Annotated in this window: 20 protein-coding genes; 11 read left to right on the top strand and 9 right to left on the bottom strand. The window is 66.5% G+C overall.

Annotation, left to right across the window (positions count from 1 at the left end; genetic code table 11):
- Window positions 1-70 precede the first annotated feature (70 nt).
- The 4 genes from AC56LV_RS06055 (at window position 71) to AC56LV_RS06040 (ending at window position 5,663) form a co-directional block, all read left to right on the top strand.
- On the top strand, window positions 71-1,162 hold the full coding sequence (locus AC56LV_RS06055) for a sensor histidine kinase (protein WP_499556486.1): 1,092 nt from the start codon (window positions 71-73) through the stop codon (window positions 1,160-1,162).
- Complete coding sequence (locus AC56LV_RS06050; protein WP_499556485.1) at window positions 1,159-1,944, top strand: LytR/AlgR family response regulator transcription factor; 786 nt, start codon at window positions 1,159-1,161, stop codon at window positions 1,942-1,944. The genes AC56LV_RS06055 and AC56LV_RS06050 overlap by 4 nt, the downstream gene beginning before the upstream one ends.
- Window positions 1,945-2,461: 517 nt before the next feature.
- On the top strand, window positions 2,462-3,250 hold the full coding sequence (locus AC56LV_RS06045) for a ferritin-like domain-containing protein (protein WP_499556484.1): 789 nt from the start codon (window positions 2,462-2,464) through the stop codon (window positions 3,248-3,250).
- 1 nt (window position 3,251) lies between these two features.
- Window positions 3,252-5,663: a DNA polymerase II gene (locus tag AC56LV_RS06040; RefSeq protein ID WP_499556483.1), complete on the top strand. Its 2,412-nt coding sequence runs from the start codon at window positions 3,252-3,254 to the stop codon at window positions 5,661-5,663.
- On the opposite strand, the gene AC56LV_RS06035 is transcribed toward AC56LV_RS06040, so the two are convergent.
- From AC56LV_RS06035 to AC56LV_RS06010, 6 genes are all read right to left on the bottom strand, one after another.
- Window positions 5,660-6,844, bottom strand: coding sequence for an FAD-dependent oxidoreductase (locus AC56LV_RS06035; RefSeq protein ID WP_499556482.1), 1,185 nt, complete (start codon window positions 6,842-6,844; stop codon window positions 5,660-5,662). The genes AC56LV_RS06040 and AC56LV_RS06035 overlap by 4 nt on opposite strands.
- 98 nt (window positions 6,845-6,942) lie before the next feature.
- Complete coding sequence (locus AC56LV_RS06030) at window positions 6,943-7,749, bottom strand: hypothetical protein (protein WP_499556481.1); 807 nt, start codon at window positions 7,747-7,749, stop codon at window positions 6,943-6,945.
- 79 nt (window positions 7,750-7,828) lie between these two features.
- Window positions 7,829-9,328, bottom strand: a complete 1,500-nt coding sequence (locus AC56LV_RS06025; RefSeq protein ID WP_499556480.1) for a M13 family metallopeptidase — start codon at window positions 9,326-9,328, stop codon at window positions 7,829-7,831.
- 2 nt (window positions 9,329-9,330) lie between these two features.
- A complete protein-coding gene (locus tag AC56LV_RS06020; protein ID WP_499556479.1) occupies window positions 9,331-9,870 on the bottom strand; it encodes a hypothetical protein in 540 nt (179 codons plus the stop codon).
- A gap of 72 nt (window positions 9,871-9,942) precedes the next feature.
- Window positions 9,943-10,701 (bottom strand): hypothetical protein, encoded by a 759-nt coding sequence (locus AC56LV_RS06015; protein WP_499556478.1) that lies wholly within the window; start codon window positions 10,699-10,701, stop codon window positions 9,943-9,945.
- A 20-nt stretch (window positions 10,702-10,721) separates the two neighbouring features.
- The gene (locus AC56LV_RS06010; RefSeq protein ID WP_499556477.1) at window positions 10,722-10,922 is read right to left on the bottom strand and encodes a hypothetical protein; all 201 of its coding nucleotides are present in this window, start codon (window positions 10,920-10,922) and stop codon (window positions 10,722-10,724) included.
- 542 nt (window positions 10,923-11,464) lie between these two features.
- On the opposite strand from AC56LV_RS06010, the gene AC56LV_RS06005 reads away from it, so the two are divergent.
- The 5 genes from AC56LV_RS06005 to AC56LV_RS05985 all read left to right on the top strand — a co-directional run bounded on the left by AC56LV_RS06005 (window position 11,465) and on the right by AC56LV_RS05985 (window position 17,631).
- On the top strand, window positions 11,465-12,424 hold the full coding sequence (locus AC56LV_RS06005; RefSeq protein WP_499556476.1) for a chemotaxis protein: 960 nt from the start codon (window positions 11,465-11,467) through the stop codon (window positions 12,422-12,424).
- Between the two features lie 50 nt (window positions 12,425-12,474).
- Complete coding sequence (locus tag AC56LV_RS06000; protein WP_499556475.1) at window positions 12,475-13,404, top strand: LysR family transcriptional regulator; 930 nt, start codon at window positions 12,475-12,477, stop codon at window positions 13,402-13,404.
- Between the two features lie 118 nt (window positions 13,405-13,522).
- Window positions 13,523-14,983: an efflux transporter outer membrane subunit gene (locus AC56LV_RS05995; protein WP_499556474.1), complete on the top strand. Its 1,461-nt coding sequence runs from the start codon at window positions 13,523-13,525 to the stop codon at window positions 14,981-14,983.
- An 18-nt stretch (window positions 14,984-15,001) separates the two neighbouring features.
- Window positions 15,002-16,168 carry an HlyD family secretion protein gene (locus AC56LV_RS05990; RefSeq protein ID WP_499556473.1) on the top strand — a complete coding sequence of 389 codons (1,167 nt, stop codon included), beginning with the start codon at window positions 15,002-15,004 and terminating at the stop codon, window positions 16,166-16,168.
- On the top strand, window positions 16,165-17,631 hold the full coding sequence (locus AC56LV_RS05985) for an MFS transporter (protein ID WP_499556472.1): 1,467 nt from the start codon (window positions 16,165-16,167) through the stop codon (window positions 17,629-17,631). The genes AC56LV_RS05990 and AC56LV_RS05985 overlap by 4 nt, the downstream gene beginning before the upstream one ends.
- A gap of 31 nt (window positions 17,632-17,662) precedes the next feature.
- On the opposite strand, the gene AC56LV_RS05980 is transcribed toward AC56LV_RS05985, so the two are convergent.
- From AC56LV_RS05980 to AC56LV_RS05970, 3 genes are all read right to left on the bottom strand, one after another.
- Window positions 17,663-18,127, bottom strand: coding sequence for a hypothetical protein (locus AC56LV_RS05980; RefSeq protein WP_499556471.1), 465 nt, complete (start codon window positions 18,125-18,127; stop codon window positions 17,663-17,665).
- Window positions 18,128-18,242: 115 nt separating this feature from the next.
- Window positions 18,243-18,773, bottom strand: coding sequence for a cytochrome b (locus tag AC56LV_RS05975; protein ID WP_499556470.1), 531 nt, complete (start codon window positions 18,771-18,773; stop codon window positions 18,243-18,245).
- Window positions 18,770-19,837 (bottom strand): catalase family peroxidase, encoded by a 1,068-nt coding sequence (locus AC56LV_RS05970; protein ID WP_499556469.1) that lies wholly within the window; start codon window positions 19,835-19,837, stop codon window positions 18,770-18,772. Before AC56LV_RS05970 ends, AC56LV_RS05975 begins: the two co-directional genes overlap by 4 nt.
- 280 nt (window positions 19,838-20,117) lie before the next feature.
- Here AC56LV_RS05970 and AC56LV_RS05965 point away from each other — a divergent pair, with 280 nt between their 5' ends.
- A complete protein-coding gene (locus AC56LV_RS05965) occupies window positions 20,118-22,619 on the top strand; it encodes a PAS domain-containing hybrid sensor histidine kinase/response regulator family protein (RefSeq protein WP_499556468.1) in 2,502 nt (833 codons plus the stop codon).
- Window positions 22,620-22,650: 31 nt separating this feature from the next.
- Entirely contained in the window at window positions 22,651-24,096 is a 1,446-nt protein-coding gene (locus AC56LV_RS05960) for an NAD-dependent succinate-semialdehyde dehydrogenase (protein WP_499453977.1), read from the top strand.
- Window positions 24,097-24,128 lie beyond the last annotated feature (32 nt).

Raw genomic sequence — 24,128 nt, 5'->3', positions numbered from 1 at the left:
GCTGGCACGCCGGCTCGGCACAATGGACTGTCCCTGTCCTTATTGCCGTTATTTTCTGAAGCGAGTCCGCATGGCCAGCCTCTCCCCGCCGATCCACCAGCAACGACGTGCGCGCCTGCGACGCCTGCTGACTGATTTGCCGCTGTCGATCGGCATCAGCGTGCTGCTGGCGTGTTTCATCAGCCTGGTCACGGGACGCTTCCTCGAAAACATGCTGGTGTCGGTCCTGATCGGCATCGTGGCCTTCACGATCGTGTATGGCGGGCGCCTGCTGCTCATCCGGCGGCCGGTCTGGCGCCTGCGCGAATGGGCGATGTTCGCTGCGCTCGCCGTGCTGGCCGCGCCGGTTGCCCATTTCACCGGCCTGTACACGGCCGGGCTGCTGCTCGGCATTCGTACACCCACGCTGGCGGAATACCCGTCCGTGGACCGCATCAGCATGATCGTCTTCACGTTCCTGGGCACGACACTGATGGTCGTGCTGATCATGAACCGCGAACGCGTGCGGCGTGCCCAGGAAGAGCAGGCCGCGGCAGACCTGCGCGCGCAGGTCATCGAACGCCAGGCCTTGCAGGCGCAGTTGCGCTTGTTGCAGGCCCAGATCGAGCCGCACATGCTGTTCAATACGCTGGCCAATCTGCAGGGACTGATCGCGCTCGACCCGGCGCGGGCCAGCGACATGCTCGACCAGCTGATCCAGTATCTGCGCGCCACGCTGAGCGTATCGCGCAGCGAGACCACGACGCTCGAGCAGGAGTTCACGGCCATGGGAGCGTACCTGGGCCTGATGGGTGTGCGCATGGGCGAGCGGCTGCGTTACCGGCTCGACCTGCCGCCGGCGCTGCGTGCCGCGCGCCTGCCCACGATGCTGTTGCAACCGCTGGTCGAGAATGCGATCGTGCACGGCGTGGAGCCGAAGATCGATGGCGGCGAGATCACCATCAGTGCGGCGATCGAGGGCGACAGCCTGGTGCTCGACGTCCGGGATACCGGTCTGGGTCTGGGCCAGGCGCCTGCGCGGCGTGGTGGTGGCGTCGGCGTGGCCACGTCGCGTGAACGGCTCGACGCCCTGTATGGTGAGCGCGCATCGATGACCTTGAATCCAGCGGAGCCACAAGGTACGCTGGCCCGATTGACCCTGCCTCTGGAGTTCGAACAATGACCCGCGCGCTGATTGCCGAAGACGAACCGATCCTGGCTGCCACGCTGGCCAGGACACTACAAGGCCTGTGGCCCGGCCTCGACATCGTCGCGACCGCACCCAACGGCGTGGTCGCTCTGGAGCAGGCCCTGGCGCTGCGACCGGACGTGCTGTTCCTGGATATCCGCATGCCGGGCCAGAGCGGTCTGGAAGTGGCCGAAGAACTGGCCGAGCGCTGGGAGGGTCCGGCGCCGTTTCCGCACATCGTGTTCGTCACCGCGTTTGATGACTACGCGGTGCAGGCATTCGAGCACGCGGCGTTCGACTACGTGCTCAAGCCGGTCAGCAGCGCGCGGCTGGGCAAGACCGTCGAGCGCCTGCGTGGGGCGCTGGAGGCGCGCACGGCGCTGGCGCCGGATGCACTGGGCCAGCTGCTCGGGCAGTTGCAGGCGCTGGCGCCACGCGCCGCACCAGGCGAGCGCTTGACGACCATCCGGGCGGCGGTCGGCAACGCGGTGCGCATGATTCCGGTGCCGGACGTCGTCTACTTCCAGGCGATCGACAAGTATGTCAATGTGGTCACGGCGGACGCGGAAGCGCTGATCCGGGTGCCGCTGAAGGAACTGCTGCCGCAACTCGACAGCGTGCAGTTTCGTCAGGTAAGCCGCAGCACGGTGGTCAATATGGGATGCGTGACCAGCGCGGTGCGCGATGATCTGGGCAAGGTGATGCTGACGTTGCGCGGCCGGCCGGAAAAGCCGCGTGTGAGTCCGGTGTATGCACATTTGTTCAGGCAGATGTAGCGGGATGGGCGCTGCGACATCACTCGACGGCCGGAACGAAGAATATGCGCTCTACCTTGCCGTTTTCCTTGTCGGTTTCAAACACCAGCAAATAGCCTTTTGTATACACGCTTTCGACGGTTGCTGGCCCGACGCGTAGGCAGGATTCGTGTCATAGTCATAGTAGCCCGTAGGGCGGCCAAGCAGCGCCACGATGTCACTGCCGTTCGACCGCTTCAAGTCATGTTTCTTTAGCAGCGATGCCGTCATCTCTCCGCGCTGCAAGCTCGACGCCGTGGCCCAGACAACGGTTGTAAACTCACGGTCACCGAGCTTGCTTGCCTGGTCTTCGACAGAATCGCGACAGCCGGCGAGCAAGGCTGCGATCAGGACAATATAGAGACAGAAGCGCATAATTTTTATATGTCCCGGTAGTTTCTCGATGTCGAGTATCCCAAGCCCTCATTGCGGATGAATTGGGAACCATCAACGACGGTAGATTGAGTAAAATGCTGCTCTCGATTTGCTAGGCCACACCATGGAACTCCGCGCCACCGCGCTGCACGCACTGCTCGACGCCGACCCCGCCGCCAAAGCCAGGGCGGTCGCCGCGCTCTCTGCTGCGTGCAAGTCCGGTCAGGTCGCCATCGACACTCAGGCCGTCATGACGGCGCCGCCCGGCATCCCTGGCCGTCCGGCGCGCCCTGAACTGGTGCCGCCGCTGCAGGTGGGCCGCCGCTCGATGGGCACGCCGGAAGGGCGCGCGATGCTGGTCCACGCGCTGGCGCACATCGAGTTCAATGCCGTCAATCTGGCGCTCGATGCCCTGTGGCGCTTCGACGGGATGCCCGAGCAATACTATCTCGACTGGTTGCTGGTGGCGGACGAAGAGGCGCTGCACTTCACGATGCTGAGCGACCATCTGGGCACGCTCGGGTATGCGTACGGCGACTTCCCGGGCCACGACAGCCTGTGGGAGATGGTCGCCAAGACCAGTGACGACGTGCTGGCGCGCATGGCGCTGGTGCCGCGCACGCTCGAAGCCCGGGGCCTTGACGCGATCCCGCCGCTGCGCAAGAAGATCGCGCAGGCGGGCGACCTGGCTGCGGCGCTGATCCTCGACCGCCTGCTGGTCGACGAAGTGGGGCATGTCGAAATCGGCAACCGCTGGTATCTCGAGCTGTGCCTGGCGCGCGGCCTCGAGCCGATCGCCACCTACGACGAACTCACGGTGCGCTACAAGGCGCCCGTGCTCAAGGGCCCATTCAATATCGAAGGGCGCCGCGCGGCCGGTTTTTCCGAGGCCGAGCTGGAACGCTATCGCTGACATGGACGATGCGGCGCCGGACAGCACCGGCTTTCTGCTGACGCGCCACTGGCGCGACACGCCTGCCGGCTGCGAAGTCGAGTTCTGGCTCGCTACCGATGTCGGCCCGCGCTGCGTGCGCATCCCGGTGCAGACCCCGGTCGCGTTCATTCCTGAAGCGCAGCGCGGCACTGTCGAACAGCTGCTGCAGGATGAACGGGGCTGGGAATTGCGCCCGCTCGACCTGCTCGATTTTCAACACCGGCCCGTCGCCGGGCTGTACTGCCGCAAATACCGCCAGCTGATGCAGATCGAACGGTGCCTGCGCCAGCATGGCCTGGACGTGTTCGAGGCCGACGTGCGCCCGCCCGAGCGCTACCTGATGGAGCGTTTCATCACCGCGCCCGTCGTGTTTGCGGGGCAGCCGGTCGAGGGCAATCCGCACCTGCTGGTCGAAGGCGTGATGAAGCCCGCGCCCGGTTACCGGCCGACCATCCGTACTGTGTCGCTCGATATCGAGACCACGTTCCAGGGCGAGCTGCGTTCCATTGCGCTCGAAGGCTGCGGGCAGCGCCAAGTGTACATGCTGGGGCCACCCAATGGCGTCGATGGCCCGCGCGATTACGATCTCGCCTACTGCGCCACGCGGCGCGAGCTGCTCGATCGCATGGAAGCGTGGTTCGTGCAGCATGACCCGGACGCGATCATCGGCTGGAACGTGATCCAGTTCGACATGCGCGTGCTCCAGCGCCATGCCGAGGGCATGAAGCGTCCGCTGCGCCTGGGCCGCGACGGCAGCGCGATCGAGTGGCGCGAAGCTGGTGGCAAAGGCGGTGGCAAAGGTGGCGGCCAGGAACACTACTTCATCTGCATCGCCGGGCGCCTCGTCATCGACGGCATCGACGCGCTGCACTCGGCCACCTGGACCTTCCCGTCGTTCAGTCTCGAAAACGTCTCGCGCACGTTGCTGGGCGTTGGCAAGGCGATCGACAATCCCCATGACCGCATGGCCGAAATCGACCGCATGTTCAACGAGGACAAGCCGGCGCTGGCCTATTACAACGTCATGGATTGCGAACTGGTCACCCGCATCTTCGACAAGACCCGGCTGCTGGACTTCCTGCTCGAGCGGGCCAGCGTGACGGGGCTGGCGGCCGATCGCAGCGGTGGTTCGGTGGCCGCGTTCGAGCATCTGTACATGCCGCTGCTGCACCGCCAGGGCCGGGTAGCGCCGAATATCGGCGACGTCGAGGGCGCTGACAGCCCGGGTGGCTTCGTGATGGATTCGCGCTCGGGCCTGTACGACTCGGTGCTGGTGCTGGACTACAAAAGCCTGTATCCGTCGATCATCCGCACCTTTTTGATCGACCCGCTGGGCATGATCGAGGGCCTGCGCGAGCCCGAGGACACCACGGTGCCCGGCTACCGGGGCGGGCGATTTTCGCGCACCCGGCACTGCCTGCCGAACATCGTCACGCAAGTCTGGGCGGGCAGGGAAGCGGCCAAGAAGGCGCAGAATGCGCCGCTGTCGCAGGCGCTCAAGATCATCATGAATGCCTTCTACGGCGTGCTCGGTACGACGGGCTGCCGCTTTTTCGATCCGCGCCTGGCCTCGTCGATCACGATGCGGGGCCACGACATCATGCATCGCACGCGCGCGCTGATCGAAGAGCAGGGCTACCAGGTCATCTACGGCGACACCGATTCGACCTTCGTCTGGCTGGGCGCGCCGCATGCGGAAGACGATGCGCGCCGCATCGGGAACACACTGGTCAATCATGTGAACGGCTGGTGGAAGACGCATCTGGCAGATGAACTGGGCATCGACAGCGCGCTCGAACTGGAATACGACGTGCACTTTCGGCGCTTTCTGATGCCGACCGTGCGCGGTTCGGACGAAGGCAGCAAGAAGCGCTACGCCGGGCTGGCCACCACGCCTGACGGTGGTGACGAGATGGTCTACAAGGGCCTCGAGACGGTGCGCAGCGACTGGACGCCGCTGGCGCAGCAGTTCCAGCAAGGCCTGTATGAACGAATCTTCAAGGGCGAACCGTACGAGGACTTCGTGCGCGAGCTGGTGGCGCGGATGCTGCGTGGCGAGTGCGATGACGATCTGGTGTACCGAAAGCGCCTGCGGCGCGCGCTGGACGACTACGAACGCAACGTCCCGCCGCACGTGCGCGCCGCGCGCATGGCCGACGAACACCACCTGCGCAACGGCCGCCACGCGCTGTACCGCAAGGGTGGCTGGATCCGCTACGTGATGACGCACGATGGGCCCGAGCCGCTGGAGCTGCGCCGCTCGCCGATCGATTACGAGCATTACCTGACGCGCCAGCTCGAACCGATCGCGGACGCGATCCTGCCGTTTTTGGGCGACAGTTTCGCCAATCTCACCCGCCACATCACCAGTGGGCAGGGCGCGTTGTTCTAGGCTGCGGCCCAGGCCTGGCGCAGGCAGCGGCGCGGCGCGGCTATGCTGCGGTACATGAGGTAGCGGCTGCCCGGGACCTTCAGCGCGCCGGCAAACAGCAGGTCGCGCCACAATCCCTTGCCGTCAAGCTGGAAGCATGGCGTGAGCGTCCGGCTCAGGGCCTGGTAGGCGCGCACGGTGCGCAGGCGGCTGGCCGAATAGCGCAGTGCCCCGGCGGCCGCACCGTGCACATCGACGCAACGGGCCAGCACCAGCGCATCCTGCACCGCCAGCGTCGTGCCCAGGCCCAGTTGTGGACTCATGGCGTGGCCGGCGTCGCCGACGATGCAGATCGGGCCGGATGCCAGCCGTGACGGGCGCGCGTGGTGGTAGCGGGCAAACGCCAGCTGGCTGTGCGAATGGAGACGGTCCACGACCGGCTTCGATTCGGGCCAGAGCGCGAGCAGTTCCCGTTTCCAGTCATCCAGCGGTGCGGCGCGCCAGGCGTCATAGCGGTCGCTGCGCAGACTCCAGAACAGCGACACGCGCAGCGCGCCGTTCACACGCTCGGTCGGCATGATGCCGTACATGCGCTCGGTGCCGCCGTAGCGCTGCGCCAGCAGATGCGCATCGGGCCAGTCGTCCAGGTCGATCAGGACCCACAGCGCGCCCCACGTGTACTGGTGCGAGGCCACCGCCAGGCCGGTGGCCGCAGGCAGTATCGACGAGGCGCCGTTGGCGATCACGACAAGGTCGAAGCGGTGCGACATGCCACCCGCATCGACGGTGCCAGCACCGTTCTCGACGCCGATGGCGCCCACGGGGCAGCCGAAGTGCAGATGCACGCCCAGCGCGTGGCATTCCCGTTCCAGCACGCCGCCCAGCGCCGAGCGGCTGACGGCGCGCGCCTGCAGGCCGGTATAGGGAATGTCGACCAGGGTCCAGCCACGCTCGCACTGGCCGACGAGGCGTTCGATCGGCAGGCTGATGGCGTTGAACGCTGCGCCCACGCCCAGTTCATCGAGCGCCGCCACACCCTGCGGCTGAATCAGCACACCGGCGCCAAGCGTTGCCAGCGCCGGGTGTTTTTCAAACACGTCGACCGTGTGTCCGGCCCGGGCGAAGGCAATTGCCGTGGCCAGGCCGGCAGTGCCGGCGCCGATGACGCCGATATGCAGGCGCGTGGCGGGTGATGCAGCCATAGGTATCCTTGTGGAAATAGTTGCACAAGTATATGCGCTGCAGGCAAAGCACGCCCGGCCCCGGAGGGCGCCACCCTAGCAGGAGGCGCTGTACAACGTCAGCGGCAACGTCGATGGCTGCCGATATCGGACAGGCTGTCGACGCGGCCATCCACCGTGATGGCCTGCAGGCACTGTCGGGTACGGCCATTCCACCAGATCGTGCCTTTGCTATCGCCGCCCGACTGGAAACCATCGACGCGGATGAACCCGCGCGACTCGAGGCTGTTCTCGGCGCCCGAAGCGCGGGCGCCGTTCAGGTCGGACACATCCACTGACGGCGCATAACCGCCGCCCCAGCGGTGATCGTCGCGGTAGGATGAATTCTGGCCACGTTGCCGGACCCCGCTTTCGTAGCCGGCGCTGTAGGCAACCGTGCGTGAATAATTGTGGTACGGCTGGTTGTACATGCCATCGTTGTGACCGCGCTCGTAATCGGCTTCCTGCTCCCGGTCCGGGTAGTGCTTGCCATTGTCGTGGTGACCCGACTTGTGCGACGCGAGCGCTGCGATGAGCGCGATGGCGCTGACGGCGCCGATTGCGACTGCCGCATTGTTATTGTCACTTTTCTGGTTGCAGTCGCTGTTGGCCACGTCGGAGATCGCCGCGAACCGGCCATCGCTGGTCCTGACCATCACGCACTGCTTGCGCGAGGCATTCCACCAGTAGGTGAAGGAGGCGCTACCGGACTGGTGGCCGGTGATCGACACCCAGCCCCGCGATTCGAGTTCGCTCTCGCCACCCGCGGCGCGGGCGCCGACCAGGTCGCGCAGGTCGTCGGCGCTGGCAGCAATGGACACCGTTGGCGTCAAGGCAGTGGCCAGTGCCACGCATGCCACGACAAGTTGCTGCATCGTTTTCGTCATCAGCGATCTCCCAGGAATCATCGGTCAAAGAAAGCCAGCGCATCAAGTAGTTCACCAGATCCGGTTCACCAAATACGGCTCACCAGATTTTTACCCGTTTTTCCGGCGCGAGATACAGCTTGTCGGCTGGCTTGATATTGAATGCCTTGTACCAGGCGTCGATATTGCGCACGATGCCATTGACCCGGAACTCGCCGGGACTATGCGGGTCGGCCAGCGTGCGGCGGCGTGTCTCGCCCGCGCTCGTGATGTTGCGCCACAGCTGTGCCCAGGCCAGGAAAAAGCGCTGGTCGCCGGTGTAGCCATCGAGAATCGGTGCATTGCCGCCCTGTTTCTCTTGCACGAAACTGCGGTAGGCCGCGTGGGCAACCGACAGGCCACCCAGGTCGCCAATATTCTCGCCAAGGTTCTGGCGGTCGTTGATCTTCAGGCCAGGAAGCACCTCGTACCCATCGAACTGGACCACCAGGCCCTGCGTGCGCTTCTCGAATTCGCGGCGCGACGCCTTTGACCACCATTCGCGCAGCTTGCCGTCGCCGTCAGAGCGACTGCCCTGGTCGTCGAAACCGTGGCCGAATTCATGGCCGATGACGGCCGCGATCGAGCCGAAGTCCACCGCAGCGTCGGCGTTTGGATCGAAAAAGGGCGGCTGGAGTATCCCGGCAGGGAACGTGATCGAATTGGCCGATGGCGTATAACCCGCATTGATCTCCTGGGGGCTGTAGGGGAACTCCCATTTTCGCGTTGGTTCATTCAGCTTTTGCAGGTAGTCGGCGCGCATCCAGTCGAACAGCCGGCGATAGTTTCCGACGAGGTCATCGGCTGCAATGCGGACGTTCGAACGGTCATGCCAGCGCTCGGGATAACCAATGTAGCGCGTGACCTTGTCGAGTTCATCCAGCGCCGCGGCGCGGGTTGGCGCATCCATCCAGTCGAGCTTGCTGATCCGGTCGCGGTAGGTGGCGCGCAGATAACTCACCATTTCTTCGACCTGTGCGCGTTCCGCGGCCCCGAAATACCGGGCGACATAGATACGCCCGATCTCTTCGCCCAGGGCTGAACCCACGGCCATGATGCTTTCGAGTTCGGCGGGGCGCCGCTGCGGCGTATCCTGCAGCCGCTTGCTGTGGAAGTCGAAATGCGCCTGCACCCAGGGTTCCGACAGCGAATCGGCCCATGCATCGAGCGTCTTGAAGACGAGGAAGGTCTGGAGGTCGGCGGCCGGCGTGGCGGAAAACAGCCGGGCCAGGTCGCGCACCGCCGTATCGGTCGTGACCTTGAATTTCGGTTGCTTGGTGTACTGCAGTTCTGCCAGATACACAGCCCACGGGAAGCCCGGCGCGAATTTTTTCAGTTCACCTGGCGTCATGACACGGTTCATCCGGACCACGTCACGGCGTTGCGCCACGGTCCAGTGCAGCCTGGCGATCGCGGTTTCCAGCGCCAGCACCTTGCTGGCGCGGGCATCGGCATCTGCAAATCCGGCGCGGCGAAAGCTCGCTGCGATGTAGTCGAGCAGGGCCTTGCGGTGCCCGATGTACGGCTCGGCCTCGGTCACGTAGTAGTCGCGCGACGGCATGGTCAGGCCACCGACGCCGAGCGCGCAATCTGCCGCGTCGGGACGGCCGCATCGGTCATGGGGCCGGCCGGGAAGAAGCCGTCGATCCAGGGGTAGGCCATGATCCGGGCCAGTTCCCGTTTGTCGGTGGTGCCTGCGATGATCGAGAGCGTGCTGGCAATCGGCGTGATGCCCAGCGCGTCGCGGCGCGCCTGGTCGGCATGCGAGCGGTGGAAGTCGCCGATCAGCTGCTCGGGGCTGCCGGGCGTCTCCGTCGTTTCGCGCGCCTGTGCGACGATGCCGGCCACGCGTTGTTCGGTGGACAGATAGACTTCGACGAAGAAATCGATGGCGGGCAGGCCGGGCGGCGCCGTGGCGGTCTTGAGCCACCCGGCATTCACATAGCGGTAGAAGTCATCGCCCGGTCGCACCGTGGTGGACAGGGCGGCCGTGTCGACGCCCCATTGACCGATCGCCGCCTTTGCGGCGGGGGCGGCCAGCGCCCACGGCCCCATGCAGAACGTCAGCGTCAGGGCGAACAGAGTACGGAGTACGTGTTTCATGTCGCTTCTCCCGCAGTGGTTGGCAGTCGCTGGCAGTGGACTCACCGAGGCACGGTATGACAGCAGGCGCGCTTACCCGCCGCCGACGAACGCGTCGGGGACCCGATAAACTTCGATCGTGCCAATCCGGATGATCTGGAGGTCGCCTTGTCGTTGCACCTCCAGGCTGGCGGCAGCATCGCTGCCCGTTGCCTGCCCGTTCGTGAAGAAAATGCGCCGGTGGCCCCCGGCGGGCGTGGTGAGCTCGATGGTGGTGGTGCCCCCCGCGCGGCGAATGACACCTGCCTTGCAGGGACCAAGCCTGCCGCCAGCCGACGTCGTGCAGGTAATGTCTGCTGTCGCGTGGTAGCGGGTGCCGGGAACCAGCGCGTCGCCAGCGGACGGCGCGCTGGCGGCTGGCATGGTGGCGGCTGACATGATGGCTGCTGACGCGTCGCGAAGATCGATGCGCAGCGTGTAACGGGCGACCTCGTTGCGGCGCGCGGCATTGCGCATCAGGTAGACCAGCACACGGTACGATCCGTCGACCGGCACCGGGGCGGCGAAGCGATTGCCGCTTGATGAGCCCACGAACAGTGCTTCGCCGGTGCTGTCCGGCGCAATGACATTGATATACGCCGATGCATTGGTCGGTTTGAAATCCACCGTCAGCAGTTGTCCTGCGCGCGCAGCGACCAGGTAGCCGTGGTCGGCGTCCCCCTTGATCGTGCCGCTCAGCGTGACGGTGTGGCGGCCAGGGGCGAACACGACATTGGTCTGCTGCTGGGCCGCGGCGGGGGCTGCCAGCAGCAGGCTGATGGCATACAGTGCGGCGAAAAGGGCATGCGACATGGGGCCTTTGGACGCACCTGTCATGGGCGCAGCGGTATCGACACCAGCGTGATGCCGTCGACGGTAGCGATGAATTTGCCGCCGAGTTGCAGCGCGTCGCCTGGCGTCGGGCACCCGACGAGGACGGCGGTGTGGTCAAGGAAATTGATGGTGGCCGCGCTTTCACCGACGCGCCGACAGGGTGCACCGGATGCTGGATAACCGTCGCCGAGGGGCGTCAACGTGTTTGGCCACGGTGTGGGCCATGCCGCCGGCCCAGCGACAGCTGCCGAAGCAGCATTGGCTGGCAAAGTGGCATGCGCTGCCGGCCGCTGAACGCAGGATCCCAGCATGAGTGTCGCGGCAAGTGCTGACACGGTGCATTTGCCATATAGATGCATGGGTCGTCCCCTTCCACCAACGAGTTCGCCAATGGTGCTGCAATCGCCATCCCTGATCCGCCTCCAAACGATACTGGCGCTGTTCTAAATCTCCTGTCAATACTGCGCTATGCAGTGCGGGCAGTTCGCCAGCCGGGTCCGATTGCGCGGGATCGCAGACGCGCTGACAGGGGCGCATGCGCACAGGTTCGGGTGTATTCTTCGCCCATGGCCACCGGGCGGCGAGCGACTGTATGGCAGTCCGGAACGGTAGGTGTGACAATTCGTGGTTTTTTTGCACCGACCGACGCTAAATCTGCGACGCTTTCGGTCTGTAATGACCCAAGGGCCTGCAGCCCGTCTACAATGATTTCCGGACAGCATTACTTTTGACAGGATCAGCCATGAAATCGGTACAACAAGAAGTCGATGAGCGCAGCAATCTGACGGGAACCAACAAGTTCGAATTGCTGCTGTTCCGCCTCGGTGGCGATGCAGAGGGCAATCATAACGAACTGTTCGGGATCAACGTCTTCAAGATACGCGAGATCGTGGCGATGCCCGAAATCACCGCCGTCGCCGGCGCACCGCAGCACGTGCTGGGCGTGGTCAATCTGCGTGGCCACATCATCCAGGTGCTCGACCTGCCGGGCATCACCGGCGTCACGCCCAAGACGGGACTGAACATCATGCTGGTGACCGAATTTGCGCGCACCACGCAGGCGTTTGCCGTCGAGAGCGTCGAAGAAATCGTGCGTCTCGACTGGAGCCAGGTGATGACGGCCGAGAACACCGCCGGCACCGGCATGGTCACCAGCATCGCCCGCCTGCCGGAAGCCGAGGGCCAGCCGGCCCGCCTGGCCCAGGTGCTCGACGTGGAAACCATCCTGCGCCGTCTGAACCCCGAGCAGGACCGCCAGGACCTGTCGCAGGCCGTGGGCAACAAGATCTCGATCAAGCCGGGCAGCGTCATCCTGGCGGCCGACGATTCGGTCGTCGCCCGTGCGCTGATCGAGCAGGGTCTGGACGCGATGGGCCTGCCGTTCATCATGACCAAGAGCGGCAAGGAAGCCTGGGACCAGCTGGGGTCGATCGCGGCCGCTGCCGAAGCCGAAGGCCGCACGGTGTACGACCGCGTCGCGATGGTGCTGACCGACCTCGAGATGCCGGAGATGGATGGCTTCACGCTGACCCGCAACATCAAGTCGAGCCAGCGCTTCGGCAACCTGCCGGTGGTGATCCATTCGTCGCTGTCGGGCACCACCAACGAGGAACACGTCAAGAACGTGCGCGCCGACGCCTACGTCGCCAAGTTCTCGGCCGAAGACCTGTCGCGCACACTGCGCAAGGTGCTGGGCGCTTAAGCCAGCTCAGGGGGGATCACGCCGCGCAGGCCCGGTGCTATGATGCGGCCGTGATTCCCGACCTGTCCCAGTTACTGATCCTCGACAGCCTGCTGCGCGAGGGCAGCCTTACCCGCACTGCCGAACTGCTCGGCATGAGCCAGCCCACGGTCAGCCGCGCGCTGGCCCGCTTGCGTACCCACTTCGACGACCCGCTGTTCGTGCGCAGCGGCCAGCGCATGGTCGCGACCACGCGCGCGCTGGCGCTGGCCGGTCCGATCGCGGCCGTGCTCGACGCCGCACGCGAACTCGACAGCGGTCCCGCTGTCTTCGATCCGCTCACCGCGCAGCGCTCGTTTGGCCTGTACATGGTCGACGGCGCCGTCGTGAACATCCTGCCGCAGCTGCTGGCCGGACTGGCGCGCCTGGAAGATGGCGCCACTGGATTGCAACTGCGCAGCGTCCACATCGACCCCGGCGCGATCGAGGCGCAGCTCGAGCGCGGTCACATCGACCTGGCCATCGGCCGCTTCCCGCAACTGGTCAACAATATTCGCCGGCGCAAGCTCTGGACCGACGAGTACGCGTGCGTGATGCGGGCCGGGCATCCGTGCGCCGGCCAGCTCGATCGCGATGCTTATCTGACGCACCGTCACGTGCTGATCGAGATGGAGCAGACAAGCCAGCACAACGGGGCCGTCACGCGCAAGCTGGAGACGCTGCTCGCGCCGTCGCGCATCCTGTGTCACGTGCCCAGTTACACGTCGGCGGCCCACATCGCGCTGCATACCGACGCCATTGCCACCATTCCGCTGCGCCTGGCCCGGCCGCTGGCGCGCGACCTGGGCCTCGTGCTTGCGCGCCTGCCCATCGACCTGCCGCCCGTGCATCTGGCGCTGTACTGGCACGAGCGCAGCCATCGCGATCCCGCCAATGTCTGGCTGCGCGCGTTCGTGCGTTCCACGCTGACCGCGTCGCACCCGGCATCCGCAAACGCCTGAGGCACCAGGTGCATGCAGGTCATGCAGATTCTGCATGACCTGCATGCACCTGGCGGCATGGCCGGCACGGGCGGCGCCGCGTAAGCTTCGGCCTTCCCGAAACAAGCCGAGGCACACCATGCTTCAACCCACACGCACGCCGGGCCGGAGCGCATGCCGCCTGGCCCTGGGCGCTGTAATCCTGTTACTGACTGGCTGCGTGTCGATGGGGCCGCAGCCCACGCCGGCCCGCCTGAATATCGATGCGGCGGCGCATTCCACGCGCACGCTCTCTGGACAGGCCCTGTCGGCATCTGCACCTGCTTCCTGGCCGGTGCAGGACTGGTGGCGCGCCTACGGCGACCCGCAGCTCGACCAACTGGTCGATGGGGCGCGCGAGGCCAGCCCCACGATTGCTGCCGCACTGGCGCGCGTGCGCCAGGCGGCCGCCCTTGAAGGCCTGGCGGCCGCCGCACTGGCGCCGCAGGCCAGCGCCACGGCGCATCCGGTGCGCCAGCGCTACAGCGACAACGGCAGCGTACCGAAACCGCTCGCAGGCAGCTGGCAGTGGGCGAACGACCTCGGCGTCAGCCTCGGTTACGAACTGGATTTCTGGGGCAAGAACGCGGCCGGCGTGGCCGCCGCTGCGGGACGCGTGAATGCACGCCAGGCCGAAGCGCAGGCAGCGCGCCTGGCCGTGGCCGGCGCCGTCGTGCAAGCCTATCTGCAGCTGGACCACCTGTACACGCGGCGCGACCTGGCCAAACAGGAGCTGCGCCAGCGTACCCGCATCGCTGACCTGGTACGTCAGCGTGTAGCGGCGCAACTGGACAGCAAGGCGGAACTCCGGCAGGCCGAGATTGGCGTGCCGTCGGCGCGCGGCGAGATCGCGGCGCTCGACGAAGCGCTGGCGCTGACGCGCGGCCAGCTCGCGGCCCTGAGCGGGCAGGGGCAGGATGCTGCCGAGACGATCGCGCGGCCGCACCTGGCGCCGGCCCGGCCACCCGGCGTGCCGGCGGATATACCCGCCGCGCTGCTCGGGCGCCGGCCGGAGCTGGTGGCGCTGCGCTGGCAGGTCGAAGCAGCCAGCGGCGACATCGACGTCGCCAAAGCGCAGTTCTATCCGACCGTGAACCTGAGTGTCTCGGGGGGCCTGGCCAGCCTGGGCTTCGACCGGCTGGTGCAGGGTGGCAGCCGCACGTTTGCCGCCGGTCCGCTCGTGACCTTGCCGCTGCTCGATGGCGGGCGCCTGCGCAGCAATCTGGCGGCGCGCAACGCCGACTACGATCTCGCCGTCGCGCAGTACAACGGCGCCGTGCTCGAAGCGCTGCGTGACGTGGGCGCGCAACTGACGTCGCTGCGCTGGCTGGGCGAGCGCCGGCGCGAGCAGGACGCGGCGCTTGGCGCGGCCGAAGAAGCCTACGCGCTGGCCGAGCAGCGCTACCGCGCGGGCCTGGGCAATTTTGTGCAGGTCTTGATTGCCGAAACCCAGGTCGTCGCGCAGCGCCGTGGCCAGGCCGACCTCGCAGCCCGTGCCTACACGCTGGACGTGCATCTCGTGCGGGCGCTCGGCGGGGGCTTTCAGGCCGCCATCCATTAAGAATGCTGGAATCATCACATGACTGAACAAACCAATCAGCCGCAAAGCCGGCGCAAGCTGGCGCTTGGCCTGTCCGCCGCCGTGCTGGCGGCTGCCGCCGGCATTGCCTGGTCCTCGCCCGGGGTGCTGGGCATCGGCTGGAACAGCCAGCAGACGGAAGACGCTTACGTGGAGGGCAATCTGGTGCACGTCACGCCGCAGGTCGCGGGCACCGTCACGCGCATCGCTGCGGACAACACGGATTTCGTGCGGCCGGGCGAGGTGCTGGTCCAGCTCAATGACGTCGACGCCCGGCTGGCGCTGGACCGCGCCGAAGCGGCGCTGGCCAGGTCGGCGCGGCAAGTGCGCTCGCAACTGGCCGGCGTCGGGCAGCTGCGCGCCACCGTCGTGCAGCGCGAGTCCGACCTGGCCAGGGCAGAGAGCGATCTGGCGCGCCGCCGTCAGCTGGCCGATACGGGCGCCGTGTCGGGCGAAGACATCCGCCATGCCGACGATGCCGTGGGCGCCGCCCGCGCAGCCTTGAACGCCGCGCGCCAGCAGGTGGATGCTGCGCGCGCGCTGGTCGATGGCACGACGCTCGAACGGCACCCTGACGTGCTGTCGTCGATTGCCGGCGTGCGTGACGCGTCACTGGGCCTGGCCCGCACGACGCTGGCCGCACCGGTGGGCGGCATCGTCGCCCGGCGCAATGTGCAGATCGGCCAGCGCGTGGCGCAAGGCGCGCCGCTGATGGCGATCGTCCCGCTCGACCAGATGTGGGTCACGGCCAACCTGAAAGAGACGCAGCTGAAGGACGTGCGCATCGGCCAGCCGGTGGCCGTGACGTCGGACGTGTATGGCGCCGACGTCGTGTTCCACGGCCGAGTAGTCGGCCAGGAAGCCGGTACCGGCAGCGCCTTTGCCGCGGTGCCGGCGCAGAACGCGACCGGCAACTGGATCAAGGTCGTGCAGCGCGTGCCGGTGCGTATCGCGCTCGATGCGCAGGAGCTGGCGCGCCATCCGCTGCGCCTGGGCCTGTCGATGAAGGTCGCGATCGATACCAGCCGCGCCGATGGTCCGAGCCTGATGCAGGCCGGCGCGGTGCGCCATTCGTACGAGACGGTCGTGTTCGAGACGGAATCGCACGGCGCCGACGCGGCGATCCGCCGCGCGCTCGGCGCGCCAGCGGCCGTGGTGGCGCGTTGAACGCAGCCGCTGGCGTTACGACGCCGCGCCCGGCGCTGCTGGGCGCCATCTTCGTGTTCAACCTGATCGAGTTCCTGTCGACGGGGATGACGGTGCTGGCCGCACCCGCGATCATGGGCCATATCGGCGCCTCGCCCGAGGAGTACGCGACGGTCTCGGCGCTCTACGCCGCCGTGGCGGTGCTGGCGATTTCGCAGATGACCGTGCTGCTGCAGCGCCTCGGCTGGCGCAACTACTTGCTGGGCGCCGTGCTGTTCTACCTGGTCGGCGCGTGGGTGTGCGCCACTGGCGCCAGCGTGGCCGGGTTTGCCGGCGGCCGCGTGCTGATGGCATTGGGCGGCGGCGTGTTCATGACGGTCTCGCGCATGATGGTCAACCTGATCCCGCCATCGCCACAGCGCCTGCAGGGCATCGCCGCGTATGGCGCCGCCTTGTCGGGCGGGCTGGCGCTCGGGCCCTGGGTGGCCGCGAAGATGCTCGGCCACGAGGCGTGGGGCGGGATGTTCCTGGTGCTGGCCGCGCTCGCGACGCTGGGCGCATTGATCACCGCGCGCTGGATGCCGCAGGACGCCGTCACGCTCGATCGCGCCTCCGGCGGGTCGCCATCGCGCATGCATGCCATCGATGCGATGCTGCTGGCAGCCGGCGCGGCCATCACGCTGTACGCGTTGCAGCACCTGACGTATGACTGGCATGGCGAACGCGGATCGCTCCTGGCGCACCTGGTGCTGGGACTCGCGCTGCTGGCCGCGTTCGGGTTGCTGCATGCGCGCCGCAGCGCGCCGTTCCTGCACCTGGGCGTGCTGCGCAGCCCACGCTATCGCTTGGGCCTCGTCATCTTCAGCGTCTGTTACGCGATGCTCGGCATGGTCAACACGCTGCTGCCGCAGGTGGTGCAGAAGGGCCTTGGCGTGGGGCTGGAGCAGGCCGGCGAACTGCAGGGAACGGGGTTGCTGGCCACGGTCATCGCGTTCTTCGTGATGCTCGAACTGGTCAAGCGGCGCCCGCATCCGACCAAGTTTTTCGTCACCGGCTTTCTGATGCTGGCCTTGCTCGGCTGGCGCTTTGCGACGCTCGACCCGCGCGCCTATGCGTGGGATGCAGTGATCTTCTGGCTCGGCCTGTTCGGCGGCTTTCTGACCCTGGGGATGGCGACGACGGCGATTCACGCCTTCAAGGAGCTGCAGGCGGACAATGTGGTGTTCTCGAACGCCCAGCAACTGAAAAACATGCTGGGGCAGGCCGGCCTCGCGCTGGGCGTGGGCATGACCAATATCGGACTGCAGGAACGCACGGCGCTGCATGCATCGCGCCTGGCCGATAAATCATCGCTGCTGTTTGGTGGCGGGGCCGAGCTGGCACGGCAAGCCGGCCTGCTGGCAGGCCAGGACCTGTTCTGGATCGTGATGTGGGTGGGGCTGGGAGGCGCGGCGCTGCTGGTGTTGCAGCGCCGCTTCGACTAGGGACGCGGGACGTGCGCTGCGCGCAGCCGGATCAGCGGCGACGCGAAGGACCGGTGAAACGGTCGGCCAGGACGGCGGTAACAACAGCCTGCAGCACGTGGATCGCCCAGCGCTCGCCGGCCTTGCGCGGGCCGGCCTTGACTTCACCCTCGGTGATGCCCAGGACCGGCGCGATGGCGCCGATATTCACGGCGTACAGCGCCGTGCCGTACAGCGTGCCGATGGCGGCCGGCGACAGGCTTGGGGCCAGTTCGCGCAGCTTGGGGACGGCGGCGGCAAATGCGGCCGAGGCGCCCAGGTGATTGACGAATTCCACGGCGCTGGTGCCGGCGTCGCCGATGACGGCGCGCGAGCCCGTCACGTCGTCGATCCAGTCGACCGCATCCCGGTCGAGCGTTTTGGTGAGCACACCGGACTTGCGGCCTGCGACCATGACCGCTGTCGTGACCACGCCTGCGATCAAGCCACCCACGATGGCTGCTGTGTATTTTTGCATGAACGTCTCGCTTGAAAAGTGAATCCGCAGCGGGGCGCCCGTGCGCCTGCTGCAGATGGAGTCAATACGATACGTGGCCGGATGCGCGGGCTCGGTGCGGTGCTGCACCGATAACTCAGTCGCCCTTGGCCATCTGCCCGAACACTTCGTCACGCCGGACCCACACGTGGTACAGCGCCGCGCCCAGGTGCGCCAGGATCGTGAAGAACAGCACATATGCGAGCACACCGTGCAGCGGACGCAGGAAGCCGTACATGGTGGGGCTGTGCGGCAGGATCGCCGGCAGGTTCACGCCGTCGAACAGCACGATCGGATAGCCGCCGGCCGACAGCATGGCCCAGCCGATCAGCGGCATGGCCAGCATCAGCGCGTACAGCGCCCAGTGCGACGCGGTGGCCGCCCACACCTGGGTGCGCGGCAGATCGGCCGGCAGCGGCGGCGGTGTATTCAGCAGCCGATTCACGAGGCGCACGATCGCCAGCAGCAGGATCGCCAGGCCCAGCGGGCGGTGCAGGTCGAGCAGAAATTCGCGGTGGCGCAGCGACACCACCATGGCGGCGCCGACGAACAGCATCGCCAGGATCGCGACGGCCATCGACCAGTGGAGTATGCGGGCGAGCAGGTTGAAGTGGCGTGGGCGGTTCATCGCACGCTCCCGGTGTGGAGGTTGCCCGTGCTGATTTCACGCTCGCGGCGGTTGAACGAGACCGAGTAGATCGACGAACGGGCATGCAGGACCGGATCGTCTGTGCCTGCAATACCCTTCGGCAGGATCAGCGGATCGAAGTTCAGATCGAGGCATGGGCCGGCGACCTGCGGCTCGGCGCGCACGAGCGTGAGCGTGCCGGCGATCGTCTCGGGCCGCGTGTCGGGCCAGGCTTTGGAGGGGTCTTCGATCGGATCGCCCGGTTCGGCGAACTGCATCACCATGTCCCATTTCAGCGGACCGGCCGCCAGGCGGCGATCGAGATCGGCCGCCAGGAAGTCGCGGTCGGCGGTCTTCAGCTGCTCGGGGTCGGCCGCCACGAACGGCGTGTGCGGGCGCATCGACCAGCGCACGGCGCGCGTCGCGCCAGCGGCATTGGTCAGGCGAAACGCATTGACGCCATTGAAGCGCGTGTTGGCCAGGCTGTCGGGCGTCGCCGCACTCTTGGACCATGCCATGAACTTCTTGATCTCCGGATGGGCAGCCAGCACGGCGTCCATCTTCGCCGGATCCGGCTTGCCGGTCGCCGGGTCGGGCAGGCGGGCGGCGTTCAGCGCCTGGAAGGCTTCCGGGGTGGATGCGGCGAAGAACGGGAAGCTGTTCATCGCCATGCGCCACTCCTGGCCGTCGTCCGTTTTCAGTTGCAGCGCCATGCCGCGCACGGCTGCCTTGTTGTCGGGCGAATGCGGGTCGTTGCCGGGGCTGGAAAAGCGGCCCAGGACCGGCGTGGACGGCTGCGAAAACACGCGCGCCGTGGACAGTTGCGCGGCGGCGGGCGTTGGTGCAAAGGTGCCAACGATGCAGATGCCCTTGGCGTGCGCACGGCGAAAGCCTGGTTGCTGCGTGCCGGAGGCTTCGGCGGTATTGACCATCGTTTGGGGGGTGACGTTCTTGTTGCCGAACCAGCCGCCGATCCAGGCAAACAGGACGGCCAGCGCGATGATGATCAGCGCGATCGGGAGCAATAACAGCGGGGAGCCGTGGCGTGGCTTGGGCGGTGACATGGAAGGAACTCTCTTGAAAGGTCTTGGTACATACAGCCGGGAAATTCGGTGGCGAATTGTCGCATGATTAACAAATTGATGCGTGCCATCCCCTGCGGCGCCGTTGCATCGGCGGTACTGCTGAGCGTAACGGTGCAACGCGAACCGCGAAATTGTGCAAAAATTCCGGAGGTCATTGATGACGTTCCACACTATATATTTACATGCGCCAACGTAATTACATGCTTGTCAAGCTGCCCCAGGCGCCCGTCATCCTGTTACGTGTCACTGAGGAAGGGGCGTGACCGCGGCGCACACCGACATCGCGGCATTCGACTGGAGCGGGACCCCACTGGGTGCACGCGCAGCCTGGCCGGCGGCACTCGAAGCCGTCTTCGGCATGATGCTGGCAACGCCCGTGGCGATGTGCGCCACCTGGGGCCCGGAGCAAACGCTGCTCTACAACGCAGCATACGTGCCGTTTCTCGGCAAACGCTATCCGGGCGCGCTGGGGCGACCACTGCCCGAGGTCTGGTCGGAAATCTGGGACGACATCGGTCCGCTAGTGGCGCGCGTGATGGCCGGCGAGGCGGTGAGTTTCACCGATCTGCCGCTGGTCATGACGCGCAGTGGCTACGAAGAAGAGACGTGGTGGTCGTTCGCGTACAGCCCGCTGCGCAGCGAGGGCCACATTGCTGGCCTTCTCAATATCGCCACTGAAACGACGGCCGGCGTCATTGCCGCCAGAGAGCGCGACGCTGCGCAGACCCAGCTCATCAAGCGCAATATCACGCTGGAGCAGGAGATTGTCGCGCGCAGGGAGGCGGCCAGCCGGCTCGCCACCGTCATCGAGCACCTGCCGGTGGGTATCTGCCTGTTCGACATGGCTGGGCAAGCCATCCTGAACAACCCGGTGTTCCTGACCTTTGTCCCCGGTTTCTCGCCCGCGCATGGCCTGCAGCGCGCCTGGGAACACTGGCGCGGGTTCGATGCGCAGGGCCGCTTGCTGGCGCCCGACGACTATCCGAGTGCGCGCGCCTTGCGCGGCGAGCTCGTCACGCCGGGCGACGAATTTCTGCGGCGCGCGGCGGACGGCACGGAAACCTGGGTCGCCGTCAGCGCCGTGCCGCTGATCGACAGCGCCGGCGCGCAGGCCGGCATCATCCTGGTGTTCGACGACATCGACCAGCGCAAGCGGATCTTGCTCGATCTCGAGCGCCAGGTGGCGGAGCGGGCGCAGGATCGCAATGCGCTGTGGACGCTGTCGTCGGACATCATGCTGCGCTGTACATTCGACGGGGCGATCACGGCCACCAATCCGGCCTGGTCGTCCGTGCTGGGCTGGCGCGAGCACGAGTTGGTCGGATCGAATCTGTTCGACCTGATTCATCCGGACGATATTGCCCATACGGTTGCCGGTGCGCGCGAGTTGGCGGAAGGGATTGGCCATCAACGGTTCGACAACCGCTACCGCCATCGCGATGGCAGTTACCGCTGGATCTCGTGGTCGACCCGTGCACACGATGCGATGATCAATGCGGTGGGCCGCGACATCACGCGCGACCAGGAGCAGATGGCCGAGCTCGAGGCAATGCAGAACGCCTTGCGCCAGAGTCAGAAGATGGAAGCGGTCGGCCAGCTGACCGGCGGCCTGGCACACGATTTCAACAATCTGCTGGCTGGTATTTCCGGCGCGCTGCAGCTGATGCAGATGCGCATGCAGCAGGGGCGCTTCAATGAGTTTGATCGTTACATTGCGACGGCGCTGGGCGCGTCCAAGCGGGCCGCGGCCCTGACCCACCGCCTGCTCGCGTTCTCGCGCCAGCAAACCTTGATGCCCAAGCCGACCAACGTGAACCGGCTCGTCACCGACATGCAGGAGCTGGTCCAGCGCACGGTGGGCCCGGCCGTGCGAATCGAGGTAGTGTGCGTTGCCGATGCGTGGCCGGCGCTGGTCGATGCGTCGCAGCTCGAAAATGCGCTGCTGAACCTGTGCATCAATGCGCGCGACGCCATGCCCGATGGCGGCGCCATCACGGTCGAAACGGCCAACAAGTGGATCGACGAGCGCGTCGCGCGCCAGCAGAACATGGCAGAGGGCCAGTACCTGGCCTTGTCCGTCAGCGATACGGGTGTGGGGATGGCGCCGGACGTCGTGGCGCGCGCGTTCGAGCCTTTCTTTACGACCAAGCCGATCGGCCAGGGCACGGGCCTCGGACTGTCGATGATTTATGGGTTTGCCCAGCAGTCGGGTGGCCAGGTGCGCATCTATTCCGAAGTGGGGCAGGGCACGACCGTGAGCATCTATCTGCCGCGGCATTACGGCGCTGGCGCCACCGAGCTGGAACCCGACGTCGCGGCGCCCACGGCGCTGACGCAGTCGGGGCAGGTGGCCACGGTGCTGGTTGTCGACGATGAGCCGACCGTGCGCATGCTGGTCATCGACATCCTGCAGGATCTCGGCTTTGGCTGGATCGAGGCGGCCGACAGCGCGACGGGTCTCAAGATGCTGCAATCGGATGCGCGGATCGACCTCCTGGTAACGGACGTGGGGCTGCCCGGCGGCATGAACGGGCGCCAGATGGCCGACGCCGGGCGTGCAGTGCGGCCCGGCCTGCAGGTCTTGTTCATCACGGGCTACGCGGAGAATGCGGTACTCAATAACGGCTACCTCGATCCGGGAATGGCGGTGCTCACCAAGCCGTTTTCGATGGAGGCAATGGCCGCGCGCATCCGTTCGATGGCCGAGACGAGCGCCGTCGAAGCGATGGGGTCCTCTGCAGGGAGTCGCTATCCACGGTAAGATTGTCGTCCTTACCACAGGACCACTTACCATGACGACTTCCAGCTACCCCGATACCCGTCTCCTCATCGCCAACGAATGGCACGACGCCAGCGGCGGCAAGACCATCCCGGTAATCAATCCGGCCACCGGCCAGCCGATCGGCAAGGTCGCCCACGCCAGCATCGCTGACCTCGATCGCGCGCTGGCCGCCGCCCAGAAGGGCTTCGAGACCTGGCGCGCCGTGCCCGCCGCCGAACGCGCGGCGATCATGCGCCGCGCCGCGACGCTGCTGCGCGAGCGCGCCGGCGACATCGCGCGCCTGCTGACGCAGGAGCAGGGTAAACCACTGGCCGAAGCCAAGGGCGAGGCCCTGGCCGGCGCCGAGATCATCGACTGGTTCGCCGCCGAGGGCATGCGCGTGTATGGCCGCATCGTCCCGTCGCGCAACCCGGCCGCCCAGCAGCTCGTGCTGAAAGAGCCGGTCGGCCCGGTTGCTGCGTTCACGCCCTGGAACTTCCCGATCAACCAGATCGTGCGCAAGCTCGCTGCAGCGCTCACGACCGGCTGCTCGTTCCTGTGCAAGGCCCCGGAAGAAACCCCGGCTTCGCCTGCGGCGCTGCTGCAGTGCTTCGTCGACGCCGGCCTGCCGCCGGGCGTCGTCGGCCTGGTGTTTGGCGATCCGGCCGAGATTTCGGGCTACCTGATTCCGAGCCCGATCATCCGCAAGGTGACGTTTACCGGCTCGACGCCAGTGGGCAAGCAGCTGGCCGCGCTGGCCGGCGCGCACATGAAGCGCGCGACGATGGAGCTGGGCGGCCACGCGCCGGTCATCATCGCGGAGGATGCCGACGTGGCGCTGGCCGTCAAGGCGGCGGGCGCGGCCAAGTTCCGCAATGCCGGCCAGGTCTGCATTTCGCCGACCCGCTTCCTCGTGCACAACGCCGTCAAGGCCGAGTTCACGCGCGCACTCGTGCAGCACGCCGAAAGCCTCAAGCTCGGCGATGGCATGGCCGATGGCACGACGCTCGGCCCCCTGGCCAACGCGCGCCGCCTGGATGCGATGGCCAAGGTGGTCGACGATGCGCGCACTCGCGGCGCCACGGTGGCAACGGGCGGTGAGCGCGTGGGCACCAGCGGCAACTTCTTCGCGCCGACGATCCTGGCCGACGTGCCACTCGACGCCAGCATGTTCAACGACGAGCCATTCGGCCCGATCGCCGGCATTCGCGGCTTCGACAGCCTGGAAGACATGATCGCGGAAGCCAATCGCCTGCCGTACGGCCTGGCCGGTTACGCGTTCACGCGCTCGATCAAGAACGCCCAGTTGCTGATGAACCGCGTCGAAGTGGGCATGTTGTGGATTAACCAGCCCGCTACGCCAAGCGCCGAGCTGCCATTTGGCGGCATCAAGGATTCGGGCTACGGCTCGGAAGGCGGCCCGGAAGCGCTGGAATCGTATCTCAACACGAAGGCCGTCTCGATGGTGGGCGTGTAATTGGCAGTGTCGCGTTGCGGCGGGATCGGGTG

The organism is Telluria sp. RB2R28 (genome assembly GCF_059685835.1).
This window is presented reverse-complemented; position numbering and strand designations above follow the sequence as displayed.